Here is a 2,130-nt window from a genome sequence, read left to right on the forward strand (position 1 = left end):
GGAATTGGCCGCGTGCAGCAGGCCCGTGGCGCCGTTCTTGAGCAGGGCCACGGCCAGGGCGGCCAGGTCCGGCGTGTAGGTGGGCGAGCCGTGCTGGTCGTCCACCACGGAAAGCTCCGGCCGCGCGGCCCCAAGCTCCAGCATGCGTTTGACGAAGTTCATCTTGCCCGGGCCGAAGAGCCAGGCCGTGCGCACAATGAGCAGGCCGGGAATGTCGAGCCCGAGCAGGGCTTCCTCGCCCGCCAGCTTGGAGGCCCCGTAGACGGACAGGGGGCCCGTGGCGTCGGCCGGCAGGTAGGGCGAACCCTTCTCGCCGTCGAACACGAAGTCCGTGGAGAAGTGCAGCAGCCTGTGGCCGCGCTCCTCGGCCAGCACGCCCAAAAGCGCCGGGAAGGCCGCGTTCAGCTTGTAGGCCTCTTCCGGCTGGTCCTCGGCCGCGTCCACCTGGGTGTAGGCCACGGCGTTCACCAGGCAGATTTCCGCCGGGTCGAACAGGGCCTCGTTCTCGTTTCTGGCTTCTGGCTCGTGGCTGTCCAGGAACTCGTCCAGGGCGTCGGCCTCGAAATAGTCCACGTCCGCTGCGGAAACGGGCACGGCGGTCACTCCGGCCCGGGTCAGGGCTTCCACCAGGGCGCGGCCCAGCAGGCCGTTGCGGCCGCCGAAGACGAGAGCTTTCGCGGGCAGGGTCATGTGCGCTCCTTGTACCAGCGGTCCATGAATTTCAGGTACGCGCCGCTCTGCACCTCATCCAGCCACACGGAATTGGCCTGATACCAGGCGATGGTGCGGGCCATGCCCTCGGCGAAGCTCACCGAGGGCGCGAAGCCGAGTTCGCGCGCGGCCAGGTCGAAGTTCATGGCGTAGCGGCGGTCATGGCCGGGGCGGTCGGTGACGAAGCGGATCAGCGTGTCGTTCTGGCCGGTGAGGCGCAGGATGGTGCGCACCACATCGAGGTTCGGCATTTCCGCCGCGCCGCCGAAGTTGTACACCGCGCCCGCACGGCCCTTGAGCAGGGCCAGTTCCACGCCCCGGCAGTGGTCGTCCACGAAGATCCAGTCGCGCACGTTCTGCCCGTCGCCGTACACCGGCAGGGGCTCGCCCTTGATGGCCTTGGTGTACATGAGCGGGATGAGCTTTTCCGGGAACTGGAAGGGGCCGTAATTGTTGGAGCAGCGGGTGACGACCACGTCCTGCCCGTAGGTCTCGTGGTAGGCGCGGGCCAGCATGTCGGCCCCGGCCTTGGAGGCGGAATAGGGGCTGTTGGGCGCCAGCGGCGTGGTCTCGTGGAACTGCCCGGTGGGGCCAAGGCTGCCATACACTTCGTCGGTGGAAACGTGCACCACGCGCTTGATTTTCGCGCGGCGGGCGCAGTCCAGGATATTCTGCGCGCCCAGCACGTTGGTGACCACAAAGGGGGCCGGATCATCGATGGAGCGGTCCACGTGGCTCTCGGCCGCGAAGTTCACCACCGCGTCGATTGTGTGCTCCTCAAGCAGGGTGGAAACCAGCTCGCGGTCGCAGATGTCGCCGTGGATGAAGGTGTAGGCGTCTCCGGCCTCGGATTCCAGGCCGCGCAGGCTGCCCAGGTTGCCCGCGTAGGTCAGCTTGTCCAGGTTCACGATGCGCCAGTCCGGGTGGCGCTGGCGCATGGCGTACAGAAAGTTGGCTCCGATGAAGCCGCAGCCGCCGGTAACGAGAAGGCGCATGGAACACTCCTTATGCTGCTTTGTTCGCCGTGTAGTACCCGCTGCCCGGCTTCTGCGCAAGGCCGGGGCTTTACGGCGCTTGAAGGCCGGGCAGGCCGTCCGTCTGGCGCAGGGCCTCGTACAACAGGATGCCCGCCGCGGTGGAGAGGTTCAGGCTGCGCACGGTATCGAAGGTGGGAATGCGCACGCGAAGCGGGCAGAGCTCGTGCAGGGAATCGGGCAGGCCGCGCGTTTCCGGGCCAAGCACGATGGCGTCTTCGGGCTGGAAGCGGAACTCGGTGTGCGGCACGCCGCCGCGCGCGCTGGTAAGGATGATGCGCGGACGGGGCGAGAGGGACAGAAGGGCGGCCTCCAGAGCGGCCCAGTGCGGGTGCACGCTGAGCTGCACATTGGGCCAGTAGTCCAGCCCGGCGCGCTTCAGGTG

Annotated in this window: 3 protein-coding genes; all 3 read right to left on the minus strand. The window is 67.7% G+C overall.

Features of this window, described 5'->3' with window-relative positions:
* Nucleotides 1-690: SDR family oxidoreductase (locus VN419_RS13290; RefSeq protein WP_325647699.1), on the minus strand; the 690-nt coding region annotated here is incomplete at its 3' end.
* On the minus strand, nucleotides 687-1,706 hold the full coding sequence (gene rfbB / locus VN419_RS13295) for a dTDP-glucose 4,6-dehydratase (protein ID WP_325647700.1): 1,020 nt from the start codon (nucleotides 1,704-1,706) through the stop codon (nucleotides 687-689). The genes VN419_RS13290 and rfbB, both read right to left, overlap by 4 nt.
* Nucleotides 1,707-1,776: 70 nt before the next feature.
* Nucleotides 1,777-2,130 (minus strand): tRNA (cytidine(34)-2'-O)-methyltransferase (locus VN419_RS13300; RefSeq protein ID WP_325647701.1); only part of this gene is annotated, 354 nt, incomplete at its 5' end.

The sequence above is a fragment of the Humidesulfovibrio sp. genome (assembly GCF_035560995.1).
Lineage (GTDB): Bacteria > Desulfobacterota > Desulfovibrionia > Desulfovibrionales > Desulfovibrionaceae > Humidesulfovibrio.

Coding starts and splice junctions, on each gene's coding strand:
- rfbB (WP_325647700.1), bottom strand. CDS start 1,706: ATGCGCCTTCTCGTTACCGGCGGCTGCGGCTTCATCGGAGCCAACTTT.